Below are 23368 nucleotides of genomic sequence, written 5' to 3' on the forward strand. Positions count from 1 at the left end.
TGACCAGTTGGAATATTCTTGAATTTATTTTCGGAGTATAAATTAAACAATTTCCTTTAATAAAATATGTAAGATTGCTGTATAAAAAGAAATTAGAATTATTAGTGAAATGATTTTTTATGCTTAAATTGAATAAAAGTATGAACTGTTACAGTATAAATATGAGTTTTATTCATAATTTTAATAACTATGCAATAAGTGAAATAAATGTTGAATTTAGTCGGAAAATATAGATTTACAAATTGCAGAATATGTACATATAGTTGTAACTGTAAATATTATCCGTTTTTAAATATTTATAAAAGGAGAAATTCATATGAAAGAAATACAAGAGAAATATGAAATTGTAGAAGAATTGGATGCAACGGTAGGCCAAGAAGCATTATGGATAGCTCATCAAATGGAAATAGAAAAAGGAATGAACAATGAACCGATTATAATAAAGTTAAAAGGAAAACTTCAGATAGAGGTTTTGGAGAGAGCGCTTACTGTAATAGTGCAATCACATCCGGCGCTACGTACAATATTTAAGAAGAGGGATGAAAAAATAAAGCAATTAATTCAAAAGAATGTAGAATTTGATATACCAATTAAGGATTTAACTGCTTTTAAAAACACAGAACAAAAATCTATTTTAAAAAATTTCTTAGAATCTATAGTGAATGAGAAATTTAGTTTAGAAGAGGGGCCTTTGTTTAAATTCCACATCATTAAATTCAGTGAAGATACATTTATTTTACATTTAATGTTTCATCATATTATTTACGATGGATGGAGTTTAGGAGTTTTCATCCGACAATTATCCAATACGTATGGTGAATTAATTCAAGGGAAGACGAATGTAGAATTTGAATCTCCTTATCAGAACCTCGTAAAGTATGAGGAGAGTTTTATTGATAGTGCAATATATAAAGAGGGATCATCGTATTGGGAAGATTATTTACAAGGTGAATTGACTCCTACAGAGTTTCCTATTGATTTTAATAAAATGAATGAAAAGAGATATACGGATAAAAATATAAGCAAGAATATTAATTCGGATCTATTTTATCAAATACAATGTTTTGCTAAAAAAAATAATATAAGTATTTATCGAGTAATGTTAAGTACTTATTGTACCTTACTTCATCAAATGACAAATGCTGAAGAGATAATTGTTGGTATTCCAATTAATACTAGACCACATACAGAAAAACGAAATACTTTTGGTTACTTTGTTAATACATTACCTATACGTATAACAATAGAAAAGGGAGAGACATTTAAGGGGATACTTAATAAAGTTAATAAATCTATTCATCTAGCTATTACGTATAAACATAATCCTTACTCACATATAGTAAAAGATTTAAATCTAAATACAAATACAAATCATAATATGATATATTCCACAGCATTTAATACGATGAAGATACCGGAATTAAAAATTCCTGATATGGAGTCAACAGTTTTAACAGATTGTAAAAGAGTAAATCCTTTTAATATGACCTGGAGAATAATGAGATACGAAGGGGAAACAGAGAATAAAATTGAGGTTGACTATAACTCAGCATTATATAAACCAGAGAGTATTAGTGATTTAATTGAAAGATATGTATATTTGTTACAAAAACTAATGAAGAATGTGAACGAACCTATCCATTCATTGGATTTGCTTTTAGAAAAAGATCATCGTCTATACAAAGAGATGAACTCAAATGCTCTTACATATCCTCATTCAAAAACACTAGATCAATTAATCGATCTACAAGCATTAAAATCGCCAAATCAAATAGCGATTTCAAGGGGGGATAAATCCATTACCTATTATGAATTACAGCAAAAGTCAAATCAAATAGCGAATTATTTACGTGAAAATGATTTGAAAAAGGGACAACGTGTAAGTATTACAATGGAGAGAGAGATTGATACCATTGTATGGATTCTAGGCATCTTAAAATCAGGTGGAGTTTATGTACCAATTGATCCAAAGTTTCCTGAAAAAAGAATAGAATACATCTTAAAAGATAGCGAAAGTCAAATGATTATTACGAAGAAAGAATACAGGGGATTGGTTGAAAGGTTTGCGATTCATACAATTTATCTAGAAGATTTTCATTACACTAATTCTATAGAAAATATTGCGTCTACACATACCATAGAAGATGCAGCTTATATTATCTACACGTCAGGTTCAACAGGTTTGCCAAAAGGAGTCGTTGTACCACATAAAGGCGTAGTTAATTTATCATATTCAGTAATCAATACATTTCATTTAGGCAAAGAAGATGTGTTTTTGCAATTTGCAACGATCATTTTTGACGCCTCCATTATGGAAATATTTCCGATTTTGCTATGTGGAGGGAGAATGCATTTAATTTCTGAAATCGAAAAACGTTCAGCAGAGGAATTTATAAATGTAATTGAGAAGAATAATATTACAAATGTGGTTTTACCAACTGCGTTTTTTAAATTAATAGCTGATATGCCAAAAGAAATGTTACTTAAATTAAATTCTGTAAAACGTGTATTTGTAGGAGGGGAAACCTTACCTGCTGAATCAGTTCGTAAATGGCAAAGTAAATTAGGGTTAAAGATTCCAGTTCTTAATGCATATGGTCCTACTGAAACTACTGTATGTGCAACCATGTATGAAGTAAATGGTGAGATACAAAAAGAAATTTCTAGTATCCCAATAGGTAAACCAATTGCTAATAGTGAAGTTTTCGTGGTTAGTCCGTTCAATACATTATGTCCGTCAGGTGTAGTAGGTGAGTTATTTATTGGCGGTGATGGAGTTGCCAACGGATATTTAAATCAAAAGGAAAAAACAAAAGAGGCGTTTATTTCTTTTGATAAATCCTATAATCTTGATAAAAAGATGTATCGCACTGGAGATTTAGTACGTCTTTTACCGAATGGAAATTTAGAATTTATCGGAAGGAAAGATAATCAAGTGAAAATACGTGGGTATCGAATTGAGCTTGATGAAATCGAAGGAACATTATTTAAACATCCAGTGGTGAGAGATGCTGTAGTATTCACTTATCAAAACGACAAAATCGTTAGCTTTTATTTATCAAAAGACAATACAGAACTAAAACAAGAGGCATTAAAAACATTCTTAAGTGAAAGTTTACCAGATTTTATGATGCCAAATTATGTATTTCACCTTGAAAGTTTTCCTGTATCACCAAGCGGGAAACTAGATAGAAAAAAATTAGAATTACAAATCCCATCTTTACTTGAAAACATGCAGAAGCAATATGTACCACCTAAAAGTGAAACGGAAAAAAGGTTAGTAAAAACATGGGCAGAGATTTTAAATTTAGGGAAATATAGAATCAGCAGAGAGGATGACTTTTTTAAACTTGGGGGACATTCATTAATTGCTGTGCAAGTGTTAAATCAAATTCAAAAAGAGTTTCATCTAAAAATTGAAATTAGAGATATTTTTGAGCATACAACGATTGCTAGTCTATCTGCTTACATCGATAAATTAATGGCAGTAAATCATGATAGGGAAGAACAGGAGATGCAAGTATTAAAAGTCGCAGATAAGGAAAGTTATCAGTTATCAAGTGCTCAAAAAAGAATCTGGTTTTTAAATAAGTATAACGCCATTAATAGAGTATATGATACACCACTACACATATGTATTGAGCCGAGTTTAAATAAGGATATTCTACAAGACACCATAAGATTTTTAGTTGAACGACACGAGATGCTACGAACAGTGTTTATTGAAAGAAATGGGGAGCCTAGACAAGTCATCTTAAACTCAATAGCGATTGATTTGATTCACGATGAGATTGAACATATGTCTAAAAAAGAACAACAAGAATATATACGTACAACAATAAATCAAACGGATCATACACCATTTTATTTAGAAAAGGGCCCTCTTTTTAGAATTAGAATTTTTAATCTGAATAAGAAAAAGTCTTATTTATATATCAATTTACATCACATTATTACAGATGAGTGGAGTGTAAGGAATTTATTAGATGAATTAATGAGGGTATATAGTGCCTTTGCTAAACGTAGAAATCCTGAGTTGCAAACTATTTCTAATCGATATGTAGATTATGCAGAGTGGGAACAGGCGCAGTTAAATTTAGGTCGATGGGATACAGAAAAATCTTATTGGATGGCCGAACTGGCAGCACCTCTTCCTATATTAAATCTTCCTTTAGATTTTAGTAGGAATCGTCAAAGTACAAATAAAGGTACAGTATTTGAAATGAAGTTAGATAATGAAATGAAAGAGTCTTTGAAACAAGTATGTGAACAAGAGAATGTTTCTATGTATATGCTATTTTTGGCAGCGTATATTCAATTGTTACATTATCTAACGGATCAAAAAGATATTATTGTAGGTACACCGGTTGTTGGAAGGAATCATCAAGAATTTGAAAAAATACAAGGTTTTTTTGTAAATACCTTAGCGGTTAGAACACAATTGAATGATGTAAAAAATTTAACACAGCTATTACAAGTAGTGAGAGAGAAATGTTTGAATTCATTCCAAAACCAATCGTACCCATTTGATAAAGTAATTGAACAAATAAATCCTGATAGAAGCTTTGGAAATAACCCGATTTTTTCTACTATGTTTAGTTATCAGAAAGATATTCTGCAGCAACATGATGCGTATAAGCTTCAGTTGTTACCTAATAAACAAGATATTAGTAAATTTGACATTTCTTTAGCTGTTGAAGAAGGAGTGGATTATGTAGGGATTTCATTTGAGTATGATATTAATCTTTTCAAGGAAGAGTCAATTAATAGGTTTACTCAAAATTTACTTACTATACTGGACGCCTTTATTCATCAACGAACAGTAGCATATGAAAATCTTTCATTCCTATCACGGGAAGAAGAATCTTTATATAAAAAGGTAAATCATACAGAAAGACCATATCCTTATTTTCAAAATATACAGGAGCAATTCTATATGCAAGTAGATAGACAATCCAATCGGATTGCTATAGCGACTGAAACGGAATCTTTAACATATAGACAATTAAATATGAGCTCTAATCAAGTAGCTCAACATTTACTCGAAAAAGGTATAAAAAGAGGGGATAAGGTAGCCATATTTCTAGATAGAAGTATGAATAGTATCGTTTCTATGCTTGGAATATTAAAAGCCGGTGCTGCCTATATACCAATCGATGTAAAATACCCTGAGGATAGAATAAATTATATAGTTCGTGAAAGTGAGGCATGTAGAATTATAACGAGTAACAAATATAAAAGTCATTTGAATGTAAGTAATTATAAGGTTTCAATAATAGAGGATATATATCGTACGACTATAAATGATGATGTAAAAATTTTAAACAAACCAGATGACTTGGCATATGTAATTTATACTTCAGGATCAACGGGTAAACCAAAAGGTACATTATTAACACATAAAGGAGTATTAAATTTAGTTGAATGGAGAAATGAAGTATTTCAGATTTCTTCAAATGATAAAGTAACACAGTTTTATTCCCATAGTTTTGATTCTTCTGTATCGGAAATTTTTTCTACCTTGTTAAATGGGGCGGAACTATATTTATTAAGTGATGAACAGCGCTATTCAACTGTCGCATATGCTCAAGCCATTCAAGAAACACAAGCAACTATTTCTGACTTACCAACAGTATTTTTCAATGAATTATCAACGTCATTAACGAAACTGGATAGCGAAAAGATATGTTCTTTAAGATTTATAATAATGGGAGGAGAAGCTGCATCAACAAATGCCATTAGAAGTTGGCAAAATACTTTTAAAAACCAAGTACAGCTGGTAAATGAGTATGGTCCTACTGAAGCAACTGTCTCAGCAATGTATTATTTCATACCAGTCTTAGAAGATGAAAATAATCTTTTAGGAAGCATACCGATAGGTATTCCAATTTCTAATACAAAGGTTCATATATTGAATTCATTTATGCAACATTGTCCGGTAGGGGGCATGGGTGAATTATATATTGAAAGTTTAGGATTGGCCCAAGGGTATTGGAAGCAGGAAGAGAAAACAAAACAGGCATTTATTTCAAACCCATTTTCAGAAGACAATAGCAAAAGATTATACCGAACTGGTGATTTAGCAAGATGGTTACCAAATGGAAATATAGAATTTATGGGAAGAAAAGATAAGCAGGTTAAAATTAGAGGGCACAGAATTGAGTTAGGGGAAATAGAAGATGCAATGTTACAACTTGATGGGATAAGTCAGGCTGTGGTAACACAAACGAAAGATGGAATGTTACTGCAAGCTTATTATAAAACAGTGGACGGTATAGGGATAGAGAAAAATAAGTTAGCTTTACATTTATCAAATATATTGCCAGAATATATGGTCCCTAAATATTACTCTCATGTGTTAGAAATACCAATAACGGCGAACGGGAAAATTGATTTTGAAAAACTGCCAAAAATAGAGTTTGATCATGAGAAAAACGATGAGTGTAAACTTAAACCTCAAACTAAAGTGCAAAAAAACATTGCAAAGGTATGGTCTGAAGTTCTAAACGTAAAATCTATAGGGTTAAAAGATGATTTCTTTAATTTGGGTGGACATTCTCTAAAAGTTATGCCGGCATTAGTCAAATTAAAACCGTTATACCCTAACTTGAAAATTCAAGATTTCTTTAAGTATAGAACAATAGAAAAATTAGCCTCTCATATTGAAGAGATGGAAGATATGTCGTTCAAGAAAGAGAAAAATATGAATGTAGCATGTATGGAAAATGAAACGAAAACGACTCCTGTTTATGAAACAACTAAATTAGAAGAATGTGAGTTAGATATGGTGAATTATCCAAAGGCAGTTTTCCTTACAGGGGCAACAGGATATTTAGGAGCACATATTTTAGAACGGTTATTACAGTTACCATCTACGACTATTTACTGTTTAGTAAGAAAAAGTGAGGGTCAAGTAATTGGTGCAAAGTTAAAAGAAAGAATGGAGTTTTATTTCGGTAAAGAAATCCTCCAAAAGTTGAAGGAGAGAGTAGAATTAATTGAAGGAGATTTATCTTTGATGAATCTAGGTCTAGATTCAAAGCAATTGGACCATTTAAAGAATAGGGTAGAGTCAATCATACATTGTGGTGGAGAAGTTAGACACTATGGAGAACGTGAGCATTTTCAAAAGGTAAATGTTCAATCTACAAAATACTTATTGGAATTAGCTAAGAACACAAAGGCACGTTTTCATTATATATCGACTTTAAGTGTAGTAGGTCAGGCTGAAAGTGATCCAAAAGAATTTGAATTCTTTGAGTCTAATTTTGATAGAGGGCAAAATTTAGATAATCTGTATCTGGAAAGTAAGTTTCAAGGCGAGAAAATGGTCAGAGAAGCAATGGAAAAAGGAGTTCGTGCCACAATATACCGTGTGGGGAATTTAGTGGGTAACTCTAAAACAGGTAAATTTCAATACAATATTAATGAAAACGCATTTTATAGATTAGTAAAGGGGATATGCCTATCTAGCATAGCTCCTGACGTCAATACGTATGTAGATTTGACGCCTGTAGACTATGGAAGTTTAGCTATTACTGAATTATCTTATAAGGCCAATACAGTAAATAAAACCATGCATATTTGTAATCCACATCAGCTTAAATGGGACCAATTTATTAATAGTTTACAAGCTTTTGGATACGATATCCTGTTAATGAAACAAGAGAAGTATATAGAGAAGTTTTTTAATACAAATCTAACTACTGATGAACAGAAAGCTTTAGAGCTCATAATGCCTTTATTAGAATCTGTAGAAGAGCTATCAGTAGCTATACCATCTTGTTTATACACGCAAGGATATTTGAAGAATGTACATTGTTTAGAGCCAAATCAAGAGTATATCAATTTGTTATTAAATTATGCTATGAGTATAGAGTATTTACCATTAATTAAAGAACCAATACTGTTGTAATATACTCTATCTATTTTGAGCAAAAGGGAAGAAGGGTTTCACTTCGAAACTTTTTATTTAAAAATCTTAATTATTTGAGTACAAAAAATAAAAGATTGTATAGCGAAGAAGTAATAATGAAAAAGAACCTGTTTTCCATGGAAAACAGGTTCTTTTTGGGGGTAAAGATAACTTAGGGGTACGGAAAAGATTCCTTCCCAATATGATTGGGATCGCACTATCGAGAATATAAATATGCAATTATGCATATTTATATTGAATATTTTTAATAACTTTAAAATCTAATATATAATTAAAAAGTTTTTAATGAATTGATAAGGAGATGCGAGTATGAAGAAAGTCATAGGACTTATAGTATCATTATTTTTATTATTCTCTACCTATGCACCAACATTTACAGCAGCAGCCGAAGTTTTAAATAAAGTAGGCTGGGTGAAGGAAAATGAGAATTGGTACTATTATCAAAAAGATGGAAGTAAGCAAATAGATAACATTACTTTAGATGGAATAGAGTATTCCTTTTTTAAAGATGGGAGGCTATTCCAAGGGAGAAAACAGGTAGGAAAAGACGATTTATATTATAGTGAGCCTGGTAAATTAAAGACTGGATGGAGTTTTTCTGCAACTTCATGGAGCTATTTAAAAGATGGGAAGTATGTAACAGGAACATTTACCTATCAAGGAAAACCATTTGAAATTAATAAGTACGGGGATATGGAAAAAGGATGGATTACTCTTCGTTCTGCTGTTAAAAGAATCTATCCAAAGCCAGAAACAAAATTTCTATTTAAATCTAAACCTGTAAAGGATGGGGATGTCTTAGAGGTCATTTCAAAGCAGGGGTTATGGTATCAGGTTAAATATCAAGGAGAAGTCGGTTATGTTCGGATATTTGAATCTGTTGTAATTGGTGAATCACCAGTTCGTTCATGGGATGTAACAAAGGAAGCAACGAATTTGTCTCATTTTATGATAACGGAGTATCATAAAGATCCTGAAAAATACTTTCCACCCAATATTCAAAAGAAATTTGATAAACAACTAGATAGTGATTTAGCTCTTCTTGCGAATGGATTAAAATGGATTGATCAATTAAAAGAAGCACTCTATTTAGACAATAAACAAGGATGGGTACAAGAAGAAGGGAAATGGACGTATTATAAAAAAGATGGGCAAAGAATAACTGGTTTCCAAGCAATTGATGGGAAACGTTATTATTTTGGTACTGATGGTTTTATGCAAACGGGATGGTTACATACAAATGGATCAGATTATTATCTGGGAACCGATGGTGTGATGCAAACAGGAGTCCAACATATTGACGGGAAAATTTATTACTTTAGTCCGTTAGGTTCTGTACAGTCAGGATTTACAAATGTTGAGGGGAAACCGTATTATTTTGATGCTTCTCATGAATCAAAAAATGGTTGGATGAAGCAAGAGTTTAGTTGGTACTTACTACAGCCTTCAGGTGCATTACAAATAGGAGATTTTACATATAAAGACAAGAAATTCTCCTTTAATCAAGACGGAGAAATGGTTAAAGGTTGGATTACATTAGAATCCCTTGTTAAAAAAGTATATCCAGAACCAGATTTAAGAAAAGTATTGCGTGCAAAACGTGTGAATAATGGCGAAGTGATAGAAGTTACTGGAAAAATTGGCTCTTGGTACGAGGTGAATTATCAAGGAGAAAAAGGATACGTACGTATTCATGATGCTATTATCTTTGATCAGGAAGCTAAAAGTCCACTTACTTTGCTTGATGGAAAAGTAAAGATATTTGAAGGTGTATTGGATTATTTAAAAAGTGACGAAACAGTCATAAATAACACAATTGGAATTTTAGAAAAAGAAGAACAGCGTTTGTTAGATGATGCAGAGAACTGGGAAAGTATTTCAAGGAACGTAAACAACGCAAAGCAAGATGTACAGTATAAAGTACAAGTGATGAAAGATGCACATGGTAAGTTACAAGAACTTGTAAATGCAATGAAAGGTGATATAAAAAATTTAACCGTTACCCAAAGGAAAGAACTTGTAAAATTACTTGGAGCTGATGGAAAAGAATTATTAGATTTTGGTGTAGAGACATATAGTTTTATACTTCAGTACTATGAATCACTTATTGAGGCCTATGTTGGTTATTATCAAGCATTAGATGTGGTTGCGGCCAAAGCGATTGAATGTCAAAATGAGATTAATAAAGATATTCATCAAATCACATTGAATATGCAAGAGTTATCGAAAGGGTTATCTGGTGTAGTTAAAGATTTAGGACCAGTTGTAAATAGCTCCATTAATCTGAAACATTCCATTGATCAGGCAAAACCTGGGATGGAGGAACTTGTACAAGTAACACGAAAAAACGCTCCAATCATTGCGAAAGACTTACAAGCATTGGATGCGAAAGTCCCAGGATTCTTCACAGATTTCAAGATGGGAATAGATCTTGCAAATACATTTATGGACTCCGCTAATAAAATAGCAAGTCATAAAATTGATATACCTGCTGGAAGTATTGGCAGTATTGATTTAACAAATGCTTTCCGTGATTTTGGTGTTACTCCAGAAAAAATGAGAGAGCTTGAACAAGCTGATCGAGATACGACTAAATTCATGAATGTCACATTGGATGCTTGGCCAATTATTAATGTGCCAAAAGAAATTATTCAATTGGTACAAGGCCATGAAATGGGTGAAAAAGACAAATACAAACCATCTGATTACGCGATTGGTGTTGCATCAGTACTAACTGGTGGAACTGTAAAAACTGTAAAAACTATCGGAAGGGTAGTTGGCACTGTTGAGGATATTGAAAAGAAAGCGAAAAATCTTGAGAAGGCTGCGAAGTCTACTGGAAAAACTATTGGTAAGATTAACACGCACAATATCCCAAATATGTCTAAAAAAGAAATTCTAGAAAAGCTTCCAGACGGATGGAAATACACGGATAATAATGGGTTTGTTCATGTTCGGGATGGTAATGGTACAATAAGAATGAGGATAGATCCACCGGATAAAGTTACAAAGTATGACCATGTACATTTATACGATGAAAATAAAAATCCTTTAGATTTAAATGGAAACATAGTTGATGCTAAAAGTCCAGATGCTCATATCCCATATAAAAAATGAGGTGAGGAAATATGAACGTACAAAGAATACAAGAAAAAATTGATAAGTTAAATTACTGGGATGCGTGGGTTACTAAATTAGAATGCAATTATATTGGCGATGAAGTGATTTTGATTTTTAAAGATGGGGATGATGTAACTCTTCAATTCAGTGGTTGCTATAAAATAGAATACAAACATAGTATGGGATATGTAAAAGAAAAGCCAATAAAAACATTTACATATGAACAGTTACCATATTTTCTTCATGATATTGAAATCGGTGAAGTAGAAAAAGAGGGCTTGAAATTATATACCTGTAATATAATTATGCCTCCTATGGAATTAGAAATATGGTGTAAGGATATAAAAATTGAAAGATAAGTATTTGCAGAAGAAAAAATGCTAAGTAAATTCTATATTGTTGTAAAATAATTAAACGGACCTTAGATAAACATAAAACTGTGGAAATATTTAATTCCTGCGGTTTATATTATATCAATTTGATTTTCTTTCATATTGATTCTTTATATCTCAACTCGTTTCTGTACCTCTGCAATATTATGAATTTCTTTTTAAACGCTATGCTTGTTATTATCAAGCATTTGATGTGGGGGCAGGTGAAACGGTTGAATTTTAAGTTTAAAGATAAAAATAAATAAGGGGAATATGTTATGAAAGTAACTTGTTTATATAATACCGGCAATGCCCTATCTAAGATAACAGAGGAAACATTTAATTTAACCATTGAAAAAGAGTATATTGTTTATGGAATATGTAAATTACAAAGTGGTAAGTTAACATATTTAATCTTAGGAGAACGTGAAAATATGCCATCATGGTATCCAGCAGAATTATTTAAAATATCCGATGCGTTACAACCTTTAGAATGGTATTGTGCAGAACACAAACAGGTTAAAGATACAACTATAGATTATATATGGGGATATAAGGAGTTAGCCTTGGATGATACACATGCTCTGGGGTTAATAGAAAGAGAAAATAAAGATATGGAACTATTTTTAAAGCGTAAAGCTGAGATTGACGAATTTGAGGAATTGTATAAATAAATTAAATTTATTTATGAAAAACGTAGGAATTAAATATTCCTACGTTTTTTGTTTATAACATTTAAATACCTGATTTTTACAAAGGTTAAAGGATCAAATGGAAAATTTTTAATTTATCCTGCATAAGCAGAATCGTTTCTGTAATTCTACTTAATAGAATACTCCCCTGTATAGCATCATTATTGAGTCCTGATTCCATGAGATTGAAGTTAAGATATATTGAAAAGATCTTATTGAGATTTCTTGTCAATTTCTCATGAGTTTTCAGTTTATTCGGAAATTTAACGGTTTTAATTTTACAGTTTAGTGAAATAGTGGGTTTGAAGATAATATAAAGCGTCTGCAGGACATTAGTTATGGGTATAAGATGAAAATATTGTATGTGCATAGCGAAACATAACGGAAGGATAAACAGTACTGTAGCATATGGAACTTATTTTGCTGTCTTAGGAGTCGTACAATGCATAATTGTAAGTCAGCAATCCTAGAAATAAGTTTGGCTTCGGTAGGAACCGTTCCACTAACGATGTTCATACTCAATATTTTCTTAAAACGTTTGAAGGAATTTAGTTTATGTATATAACTTTATGAAGAATATTAAATCTGTAGCATATATAATTCCTCTTGAATAAATTCACTTATAGATCCTCATCTAGACAAAAAATTTCGTATATAACTTCATTTATGTTTAAAGTTTAAAAGCTCACCGTTGATGATTTATAGAGAATGCAATTATAAATGCAAGAAAATCTAATTTAAAATTGAAAATTCGTTCTATTTTGGTTAGATATGGAATAAATGAATTTTATTTCTCAATATTCACTGTATGTCACTTTTTTGTTTTTTTCTATATGATATTGGAAAAAGTATGCTTAATTTTATAACATAAATCCCCTACAAAATTATTACTCTACAAATTAATTTCTTAAAGAAAACTTCTTGTGAATATGTTACTAACTACATAAAGTGTAATATTAACAGAATTATTACCAAAGTATCAGGTTTTTAGAATGAAAAATGAGTGCTCAAAATATCATTGAAATCCAGGAATAGAAATCGTAATTAAAATTTTTTGTTTTCTGTCAGGTATGTAAATCACTTTAGCTACTTTATGGGTAATTTCATGTGTTTTTTCTTTTGCTTAAGTTTATGAAATAGGAGTATTAGCTCTAAGTATTGTAGCTAAGAGTATGTAAAGCATAGAAAATCCGAATTAAACAAAATAGGAGGAAAGTGAAAATGAAGCATCAAGATGATAGTAAAACTGGTTTGGAAATAGCGATTATTGGAATGGCAGGTAAATTTCCAGGTGCAAATGAAATAAACCAATTCTGGGATAACCTAAAAAATGGTGTTGATTCAATTTCTACATTTACTGAAGATGAGTTAATTAAAGAAGGTGTTAATTTAGATGTTTTACAACATCCTAATTTTGTGAAAGCAAAAGGGTATTTGGAGGAAGTAGAATATTTTGATGAATCCTTTTTTGCTTATACACCTAGGGAAGCGAAAATAATGGATCCCCAAATCCGTATGTTACAGGAAACGACATGGGAAGCATTAGAGATGGCAGGCTATAATCCATTTGATTATGAAGGATTAATAGGGTTATATGTAGGAGCATCTACTAATTTTAATTGGATGAAGCACACGCCATTATTAAACAGTGATAGTGTGGTTGAGTTTTCAGAGGCAGGTACTCTTTCCTATAAAGATGCAATTTCAACGCTTACATCCTATAAGCTGGGACTTAAGGGACCGAGTTTTACATTATATACAGCATGCTCTACATCTCTTTTGAGCATTCATCTTGCATGTAGATCATTGTTAACTGGAGAATGCTCTATTGCAGCCGCAGGTGGGGTATCTATAACGTATCCTAAAAAGAATGGTTATAAATACCATGAAGGAATGACAAGTTCACCGGATGGCAAAGTTCGTACTTTTGATGCAGAAGCCCAGGGTGCAGTTTTTAGTGATGGTGTAGGTATGGTAATACTAAAGAGATTAGAAGATGCGCTTGCTGATGGAGATACGATATATGGTGTAATTAAGGGTTCAGCAGCAAATAATGATGGAGGTCGAAAAGTAGGCTATACTGCACCGAGTGTTGAGGGACAGGCTGAAGTAATTCAAGCAGCTCATAGTTTTGCTGAAGTTGATCCTTCTACTATTAGTTATATAGAAACGCATGGGACGGCAACGCCATTAGGGGACTCTATTGAAGTAGAGGCACTAAAGAGAGCGTTTCAAGATGTGGACAAGAAATCTTTTTGTGCAATTGGTTCTGTTAAGAGTAATGTAGGTCATTTAGATACAGCTGCAGGGGTGACCGGACTTATAAAGACAGTTTTATCTATGAGACATAAACAACTCCCGCCAACTTTAAATGTGAAGCGCCCTAACTCGAAAATTGATTTTATAGATAGCCCATTTTATATCAATACTGATTTGGTAAATTGGCAAAGTGAAGATAATGATCTTCTTCGAGCAGGTGTGAGTGCTTTCGGATATGGTGGAACTAACGTTCATATTGTATTAGAAGAAGCCCCTAAAGTTAAAAGTTCTGCTTCTACTAGAGAGAAAAAACTAATGGTTCTTTCTGCTAGATCAAAAGAAGCTTTAAATAATGCTTCGGTAAATATGGTTCAATATCTGGAATCTAATAAAGATGTTGAATTAGCAGATGTAGCATACACATTGCAAACTGGCCGTCGACCATTTCCGTATAGAAGAGCGGTCTTATGTAAAGATATAGATAGTGCCATAGACAATTTAAAAACAGTTAAAGATTTTCACGTAAAAATGCAAGAAAATCCAGATTTGGTATTTGTGTTACCTAGCGAATACTCATCAATTATTGAGAATGTAAAAGAACTATACCAAAAGGAACCATTATTCTTACAAGTATTTGAGCGTAATATGACTGATGCCCAAATGTATACTGGAAAAGCATTGAAAGAAGCATTCTTTAAAGGAACAGATGATAGCTTGGTTGAAGATTTAACCTTCTTCGTCTGCTTGCAATCGATTATTGATGTATTAATTGAATGTGATGTACGTCCTTCTAACATTATTGGTACAGGCTTAGCTGGAATGGTTTCAGATATTTATAATAAATCTCTTAAGCCAGAAGATGTCCTGAATCCATTAGTTGAGAACTATGTAGAGTTACAGACAGAATGGACGCATGGAGAAAAAGTAGAACTTCTAACACAAGTTAAGGATGTAGATCCTAATTTTGTGATTGTACATATTGGAGAGTTATTAAATTCTGAAAATAATAATAATCAGATTATTTTACAGAACGACTTGTTAGAGGTATTGGGACAAGCGTGGGAGTTAGGGGTAGAAATTAATTGGAGTAAACTGTATGAAGAGGAATATAGATTACGTATTGCCTTACCAACTTATCCTTTTGAGAAAAAACGATATTGGATAGATCCAGCTGAACAGCAAAATATAACTAATAGTGAAGAAACATCGATAAAGAAACGTTCTAATATAGCTGAGTGGTTCTATACTCCAGGTTGGATGGAAAAAGAAATTGTAGATGTAACTAAAGAATCTACTAAAAGTTGGTTGTTATTTTTAGACAATGAGCATATAGGCTTAGCTCTTAAAGAAAAGCTTGAAAGAGATGGACATCGTGTTATAACAGTCGGTGTGGGTCCTTCATATAAAAAGATTAGTTTAAATGAATTTACAATATGCCCTACTAAACAAGAAGATTATTATCAGTTATTTAATGAGCTACAAAAACAAGAGTGTTTACCAGAAGAGATTGTTCACCTATGGAATGTGGATAATAAGGATTTAGGTATCGAGACCTTAGATACTGGATTCTATTCATTAATATCACTTGCAAAGACAATTAGTAAATTTAATTTACTTTATCCTATCAATATAAACGTTATGACGAATAATATGCAAAAGGTAGTAGGAGACGAGTCTATTATTGCAGAAAAATCTACTCTTTTGGCTCCTATAAAAGTATTTCCGCAAGAGTATCCAAATATTAGATGCCGTAGTGTAGATTTTATGTTGTCTGATAATGAAGAAGCATTAATATCAAACTTATATTCTGAGATTCAAACGGACATTATTGACACTGTAATAGCAATTCGAAATAACACTCGTTACATTCGAATCTATGAGCCTATACCTGATGAAAAAGTAAGTGAAATGCTAGTAATAAATGAAAATGAATTAGCTTCAAAAATCCCGAATATTCGATCGGAAGGGGTTTATTTAATTACTGGTGGAATGGGAGGAGTAGGTCTTAAATTAGCAGAATATTTGGCGCGTACAGTAAAGGCTAAACTAATATTAGTTAGTAGAACAGCTCTTCCTGATCGTGAAGAATGGGATCAAATTCTTCAATCACAGATTGAAAATGAACAATTATGTCAACGTATTAACCATATTCAGAAGTTGGAGTCATTGGGAGCAAAAGTAATGACAGCTGTTGCAGATGTAGCTGATGAAGAGCAGATGAGAAACGTGATTCATCAGGCTGAGGCTAATTTTGGTCGCATAAATGGGGTAATTCATGCTGCAGGTGTCTTACGTGTTAAATCAGCTCAGTGTCCAATGGAAAAGATAAGTAGGATTGAATGTGAAGAGCAATTTCTTCCTAAAGTACATGGTGTGCTAGTTCTTGATAAGTTATTGAGTAATTATGATCTTGATTTTTGTTATCTTGTTTCATCACTTTCACCTATTTTGGGTGGATTAGGTTTTGTAGCCTATTCAGCAGCAAACCTTTACTTAGATAGTTTTTCAGACAAAGTGAGTAATACATCTAATAATCGATGGACCAGTATTAACTGGGGAGATTGGCAGTATACGGGAGCTCAACAGGTTAATAAAATATTCAATGCTCAAAGTATAGAAGCACTTGAAATGACATCTGAGGAAGGACAAAAAACATTCCAATGTGTGCTTGGTTTAAGTGGTTTAAATCAGGTAATTATTTCTTCAGGAGATTTAAATAAACGTTTTGATCAATGGATTAATCTGAATTCTCGTAAACGAATTTCTGAATTGGAAACTCAAACGAAAATGAGAGATAAGTTCAGAACTCAAGATGAAGTAGAGGAAATAATTATAGGAATTTGGAAAGAGTTTTACAGTGTTGATACTGTAAATGTAAATGAAAATTTCTTTGATCTTGGTGCAACTTCACTTCATATAATTCAAATTCATGAGAGATTAATTAATAGATTAGAAAAACAGATTTCAATTGGAGTTATGTTTGAGTATCCAAGTATTCGTTCTTTAGCGAGATACTTAAGTGGAGATAAGCAAAAGAATCAAGTTAAACATACAAAACGTTTTAATCGAAAAACGAAAGAAGATAACGATATTGCAATTATAGGAATAGATGGACGTTTTCCTGGAGCACAGAATGTAAATGAATTCTGGAATAATATAAAGTCTGGTACAGAGTCTATTCAATTTTTTACAGATGAAGAGTTAATTGAATCTGGTGTGAATCCTATGGAAGTAAAAAGCCCTAATTATGTTAAAGCGAAAGGGTATTTGGAGGGTACTGATAATTTTGATGCTCCATTCTTTGATTATACACCTCAAGATGCATCATTAATGGATCCACAACTACGAGTATTCCATGAATGTGCGTGGTCTGCCCTTGAACATGCTGGATATAATATTGAGACCTACCCGGGCCTAATTGGTGTATATAGTGGGGCATCTCCTAACTTATATTGGCAAGTGTTATCTACTCTATCAGAGGCAAATGAACCAGCTGGGCAATTTTTAATTTCATTACTTAACGACAAAGACTCGCTTAGTACTCAAATTTCTTACAAATTTAACCTTAAAGGACCAAGTATGAATATCTTTACGGGATGTTCAACATCATTGGTGGCTATTCATAATGCAAGCCAAGCATTATTACAGGGGCATTGTGATATTGCTATAGCTGGAGGAATTACATTAACTCAACCTGAAAAAGCAGGTTATACCTACCAAGAAGGAATGCTATTTTCTTCAGATGGTCATTGTCGTCCTTTTGATGAAAATGCAAATGGAATGCTTTTTGGAGACGGTGTTGGGATTGTTGTTCTGAAGCCTTTACAGGAAGCTATAAATGATGGGGATACTATACATGCAGTAATAAAAGGAACGGCGATTAATAATGATGGGAATCGGAAAATTGGTTACACTGCACCTAGTGTAGATGGCCAAGTAGAAGTTATTAAAATGGCGCAACATGAAGCAAATGTAGAACCTGAGTCCATTTCCTATATTGAAACACACGGAACTGCTACTAAACTAGGAGATACCATTGAGATCAAGGCGCTTAGTGAAGTGTTTAACTCTAATGAAAAACAATCTGTACCAATTGGATCTGTTAAAGCAAATGTAGGCCATCTAAATGCAGCGTCTGGTGTTGCTGGTCTAATTAAAACGGTCTTTGCGATGAAAGATCAGGTTCTTCCGCCAAGTGTGAATTTCACAAAACCAAACACGCAAATTGGATTTGAAAAGACACCTTTTTATGTAAATCAACAATTAAATGAGTGGAAAGAGGATAATAAACCATTACGTGCAGGTGTTAGTTCATTTGGTATTGGTGGTACAAATGCACATATTATTTTGGAGGAGGCACCAAAGCTTGAAGCAACCTCAAATAGTAGACCATACCAGATGTTAATGATTTCGGCAAAATCGAAAGATGCTTTGGATCGTATGACTTTGAATTTAGGAAATCACCTTGAACAGAATCCTCATTTGAATTTGGCAGACGCTAGTTATACATTGCAAATTGGACGTAAGGAATTCAAGCATAGGAGAGCTTTAGTTTGTTCCAGTACTCAAGAAGGAATTGAACAATTAAACCAGCCAGACGGAAGAAGAGTACAATATGCAAATGTAAAAGAGGAACATCCTAAAATCAACTTCCTGTTCTCTGGGAACGGATCGCAATATGTAAACATGGGGTTAGAATTATACGAACAAGAGGCAATTTTCCGTGAAGCTATGGATGAATGCTTTGCAATCCTTCAATCTGTTACGAATGTAAACATGAAAGAAGTGTTATACCCAACTACTTTCAGTATTGATGAGGCAACGGAAAAATTGAAAAGAATGGAATTTAGTCAACCAATTCTTTTCGCGTTTGAATACTCAGTTGCGAAACTATTAATGGGTTGGGGAATTAAACCTGAAGCAATGATTGGATATTCATTTGGCGAATATGTGGCTGCTTGTTTAGCAGAAGTATTTACTTTGGAAGATGCATTTAAATTAGTTGTAAAAAGAGGTCAGCTAATGAGTAGTCTCCCTGCAGGGGTAATGCTTAGTGTTCCGCTTCCAGAAGAGGAATTAATTCATTTAATTAATTCTTTTGAAAAAGAATATCAACATACCATTTCTTTAGCGGTAGTTAATGGTCCAGCTTGTATAGTTTCTGGGACAGAAGAAGCAATTGTAGATTTTGAAAATGAATTAAAGAAAAAGCGTTTAATGTGTATGCGAGTAACAATAGAAGGAGCAGCACATTCACACGAACTGGATTCAATTCTGGACGAGTATGCTTCCTATGTGAGTACATTAACACTCAGGGAACCTAAAATACCTTATTTATCAAACTTGACTGGTACTTGGATACGACCTGAAGAAGCAACAAACCCAGTTTATTGGGTAAAACATATGCGTGGAACTGTTCGATTCTCTGATGGAATTCAAGAGTTGAATAGCGACAATACAAGTCTATTCATAGAGATTGGTCCTGGAAATGACCTTAGTAGGCTTACTAGTCGCCTTTTAGACTATGAAAATGCTAATGAAAGAATATTTAATACGGTTCGATCTGTTCAACAAGATGTATCAGATATGTATTTCTTATTTAGTCACATCACTCGAATGTGGGTAACAGGTATTTCTATAGATTGGGAACAATTTTATAAAGATGAGAAGAGAAGACGTATCCCATTACCAATGTATTCTTTCAATAAAATATCTTATAAATTACAAGGTAATCCGTATGATTTAGGTCAAAAGCTTAATAGTAAGCAATCTAAAATTAGTAAGAATAACAACATTTCTGAATGGTTCTATACACCGCAATGGAAAAGTTCTACATTGTTTGAACCAAATCATGATGTGAATGAGACATGGATTGTTTTTGTAGATCAAGAAGGATTAGGTAATGAACTAGTTAAGGACTTATTAAATAAAGGGGAGAGAGTAGTTACAGTAGAACCTGGCTTTGCTTTTAATAAGGAGAATAACGATCGCTTCATTATAAATCCTGAAGAACGTACAGATTACGTTAAGTTATTGGATGAAGTACAAGAAATATGTGGTTTACCTACAAGAATAGTTCATATGTGGGGAATTACGGATGAGGAAAGACAAGCCTCAATTGAATATGTAAATTGTAAACAAAATTTAGGATTCTATTCAATTTTTTACTTAACTCAGGCACTAGGAGACAAGAATATCTCTGATTCAATCTCAATTCGAATTATTACAAATGGTGTTCAACAAGTGATTGGTGATGAAGAATTAATTCCAGAAAAATCAACTGTACTTGGAACGTCATTAGTTGTTCCACAAGAGTATTCTTATCTTTCTTGTTCAAGTGTTGATGTTGTTTTACCTCTAAACAAAGAATGGAAGAGCAGGTTAATAAATCAATTAGTAGAAGAATGTCTTTCAAATACGAATGATAAGATGATTGCTTATCGAGGAAATAAAAGATTTGTTCAAACTTACGAGCCTTTACAACTAGAACAGCCAGCTAAAGAGAAACTGCCTTTACGAAAAAATGGAGTTTACCTTATTACAGGAGGACTCGGAAGTATTGGTACAATTCTTGCGAAACACTTGGCTCAAACTGTACAAGCCAACTTAGTTCTTCTTACACGTACAGGTCTGCCAAATCGTGATGAGTGGGATATGCATTTGAAGGAAAATACGATGTATTCGGACAGAATTCGTAAAGTTTTAGAGATAGAAGAAACGGGATCTAAAGTTTATGTACTTGCTGCTGATGTTACAGATCAATCACAACTATACGAAGCAATTCATAAGGCAGAACAAAAATTTGGAAAGATTAATGGTGTAATTCATGGTGCAGGTATTCTCGGTGGAAAGACTTTTAATTTGATTCAGGAACTTGAAAAAGAGGACTGTGAGGAGCAATTTTCTGCAAAAATTTATGGTCTTCTCAATTTAGAAGAGTGCTTACGAAATAAAGACTTAGATTTTTGTGTTCTAATGTCTTCAATTTCAGCGGTCTTAGGTGGATTAGGTTATGTTTCATATGCTGCTTCAAATATATACATGGATGTTTTTGCACAATATATAAATCGTTATTCCAAACTGCCTTGGATAAGTGTCAATTGGAGTGACTGGAAATACTGGGAAGATGAAGAAAAAGATATGCAAATAGGTGCAAGTGTACATGAATTATCTATGACACCTGAAGAGGGAGTTCAGGCCTTTAATATAGCACTGTCATGGAAACAAGGGGAAGTACTGATTCATTCTCCAGGGGAACTGCAAGCGCGTATTGATCAATGGGTGTTATTAAATTCTTTCAATGATGAGAAGGAAGAAGAATTAGATTCTACGTTATACCATTCTAGACCACAACTCTTGACTGAATATGTAGCACCTCGCAATGAGGTAGAAGAAAAGCTTTCAAAAATTTGGAGAAATATATTTAAAGTTTCAGAAGTTGGTGTTCATGATGATCTTCTGGAACTAGGTGGAGATTCACTTAAGGCTATTACTATTGTTTCAAAAATTCATAAAGAGTTTAATGTTGAAGTTCCTATTAAAGAACTCTTTACTCTATCAAATATTGAGAAACTAGCAAATTATATTTCAAGGGCAGATAAGAGTGAATTTGATGTTATTGTTCCAGCTGAACCTAAATCTCATTATCAGCTTTCTTCAGCTCAGAAGAGATTTTATGTATTACACCGATTGTATCCAGAAAGTACAGCTTATAATGATACTTCCGTTATTCTTTTAAATGGAAAATTAAACATTGAACGTTTAGAAAAGGCGTTCACTCAATTAATTAAGCGTCATGAGATATTTAGAACTACTATTGAAATGAAAAATGATAAACCGGTACAAATTATTCATGATCATGCTGATTTCCATATTACTCAAATTGAGGGCTTTGAATCTGAAGTGGAACAAATAATTAATGAATTTATTCGCCCATTTAATTTTAATAATGCTCCATATTTCCGTGTAGGATTAATTAGATTGGAAGAACAAAAACATATTTTAATTATTGATTTACATCATATAGTAACCGATGGAGTTTCCTATGATATTTTTGTTAGAGATCTATTTGCGCTTTACTCAGGAGAGAAATTACCAAACTTAAAAATACAGTATAAGGATTACTCAGAATGGCAGCAGAGTGAAAAAGAAAAAGAAATTGCTCTCAAACATGAACAGTATTGGCTAGAGCAATTTAAAGATGGTGTACCTGTCTTGAATATGCCTACTGATTATACAAGACCTGAAATATTAGATCTGAAAGGTAGTAAAATATCCTTTACTATTGATTCAAATGTTACCAAGAAAATTAAGCGTTTATTAGCAAAAGAAGAAACTACATTATATACGCTAATGCTCTCTGTATATAATATTTTGCTAGGTAAATATACTGGCCAAGAGGATGTTGTTATTGGTTCACCAATTACTGGTCGCCCGCATGCGGATTTACAAGATATTATAGGAGTATTTGTAAACATGTTAGGGATAAGGAACTATCCAAGAGCTGAACAAAGGTTTACTCAATTCCTATTCGAAGTAAAAGAACAGGTCTTACAAGCGTTTGAACATCAAAAATGTCAATATGAGGACCTGGTTAATCAATTAGGACTTCAAGGAACGTATAATAGGAACCCACTTTTCGATGTTTCATTTGTTATGCAAAATATGGATGCAGATCATATGTTTATCGATGGTTTAGAACTAAAGACATATGATCACGACTTTAAGCGCGCGCAAATGGATTTATTGCTAAGAGTGGTTGAATTGGAAGATACAATTGAACTGACTATGGAATATGCAACCTCTTTATATACTAGGGACACGGTTCAAAAGTTATGTGAGCGTTATGTTGAGATTTTTGAACAAATTGTAGATCATCCTGAAATTTTATTAAAAGATATTTCATTTAAACAAGAAATTCAAGAACTGCAACCAGTTAAGGTATCAGTAGATTTTGGGGATTTTAACTTTTAATTGATTATTGTCAGGAG

The 23368-nt window shown here is 32.7% G+C and carries 5 protein-coding genes; all 5 read left to right on the forward strand.

The annotated features are described in order from the left end of the window. Window positions 1-316 precede the first annotated feature (316 nt). The 5 genes from D1166_RS15675 (at window position 317) to D1166_RS15695 (ending at window position 23351) form a co-directional block, all read left to right on the forward strand. Window positions 317-7915 (forward strand): non-ribosomal peptide synthetase, encoded by a 7599-nt coding sequence (locus D1166_RS15675; RefSeq protein ID WP_098316017.1) that lies wholly within the window; start codon window positions 317-319, stop codon window positions 7913-7915. A gap of 330 nt (window positions 7916-8245) precedes the next feature. Further along, window positions 8246-11053, forward strand: coding sequence for an N-acetylmuramoyl-L-alanine amidase family protein (locus D1166_RS15680; RefSeq protein ID WP_097855526.1), 2808 nt, complete (start codon window positions 8246-8248; stop codon window positions 11051-11053). 11 nt (window positions 11054-11064) lie between these two features. Next, window positions 11065-11415 carry a hypothetical protein gene (locus D1166_RS15685; RefSeq protein WP_088346306.1) on the forward strand — a complete coding sequence of 117 codons (351 nt, stop codon included), beginning with the start codon at window positions 11065-11067 and terminating at the stop codon, window positions 11413-11415. 290 nt (window positions 11416-11705) lie between these two features. Further along, a complete protein-coding gene (locus D1166_RS15690) occupies window positions 11706-12101 on the forward strand; it encodes a hypothetical protein (protein WP_097855527.1) in 396 nt (131 codons plus the stop codon). A gap of 1239 nt (window positions 12102-13340) precedes the next feature. Then, complete coding sequence (locus D1166_RS15695) at window positions 13341-23351, forward strand: type I polyketide synthase (protein WP_098316015.1); 10011 nt, start codon at window positions 13341-13343, stop codon at window positions 23349-23351. The last annotated feature ends 17 nt before the right edge of the window (window positions 23352-23368 follow it).

Origin of the sequence: Bacillus sp. ISO11 (genome assembly GCF_003458115.1) — a bacterium.
In the GTDB taxonomy this organism is placed as follows: Bacteria; Bacillota; Bacilli; order Bacillales; family Bacillaceae_G; genus Bacillus_A; species Bacillus_A cereus.

Excerpts from the sequence above, each read along its gene's own strand:
- D1166_RS15690 (WP_097855527.1), top strand. The coding sequence starts at position 11,706 with ATGAAAGTAACTTGTTTATATAATACCGGCAATGCCCTATCTAAGATA.
- D1166_RS15695 (WP_098316015.1), top strand. The coding sequence starts at position 13,341 with ATGAAGCATCAAGATGATAGTAAAACTGGTTTGGAAATAGCGATTATT.
- D1166_RS15685 (WP_088346306.1), top strand. The coding sequence starts at position 11,065 with ATGAACGTACAAAGAATACAAGAAAAAATTGATAAGTTAAATTACTGG.
- D1166_RS15680 (WP_097855526.1), top strand. The coding sequence starts at position 8,246 with ATGAAGAAAGTCATAGGACTTATAGTATCATTATTTTTATTATTCTCT.
- D1166_RS15675 (WP_098316017.1), top strand. The coding sequence starts at position 317 with ATGAAAGAAATACAAGAGAAATATGAAATTGTAGAAGAATTGGATGCA.